Consider the following 679-nt stretch of genomic DNA (forward strand, 5'->3'; position numbering starts at 1 on the left):
GGAATCCAGCACGCGAGCCAGCCTCGACGGGCAAGCCCATTCGCCAGAAACATTCCAACACCCAATCGGATTCAACCTGATTCCGCAGATCGGATCGGAAAAGCATCTCGGCTACACCAGCGAAGAGATGAAGATGGTGCACGAGACTCAAAAGATTCTCGGCGATGATTCCATCCAAGTCTGCCCGACCGCCGTTCGTGTGCCTGTCGCGATCGGACACAGCGAATCGATCTTGGTCGAAACCCGTGAGCCGATCACTGCCGCAAAAGCTCGCGAGCTCTGGGAAGCCGCTGATGGAATCACCGTGGTGGATGACTTGGATTCTAAGTCCTATCCCATGCCGCGTGATTGCGACGGCAAGGACGATGTCTTCATCGGTCGAATCCGCCAAGACATCAGCTCCGAAAACGGCATCGCGTTCTGGTGCGTCAGCGACAACCTTCGCAAAGGTGCCGCAACCAACGCCGTTCAAATCGCCGAGTTGTTGGCCAACAAACATCAACCCGCCGCCGGATGATGAGCTGAGCTATCGTGTCATACCCTTCTGAATGCCGGATGCGATCATGAAACAAGTCGTCACCGTCGTTTCACCGCATCTGGCCGAGAACGTTCTCGCAGCCCTTCGTCGGGCTCCGCTGGAAGGGTTGAGTGTGATGGAGGTCAAAGGCTACGGCCGCCA

At 56.8% G+C, this 679-nt stretch carries 2 protein-coding genes; both read left to right on the plus strand.

Annotation, left to right across the window (positions count from 1 at the left end; genetic code table 11):
- A partial coding sequence (locus B2R17_RS27800; RefSeq protein ID WP_286766562.1) for an aspartate-semialdehyde dehydrogenase occupies positions 1–517 on the plus strand: 517 nt, incomplete at its 5' end.
- A 46-nt stretch (positions 518–563) separates the two neighbouring features.
- A partial coding sequence (locus B2R17_RS28235; protein WP_349677011.1) for a P-II family nitrogen regulator occupies positions 564–679 on the plus strand: 116 nt, incomplete at its 3' end.

Source organism: Rhodopirellula sp. UBA1907 (genome assembly GCF_002337565.1).
GTDB lineage: Bacteria > Planctomycetota > Planctomycetia > Pirellulales > Pirellulaceae > Rhodopirellula > Rhodopirellula europaea.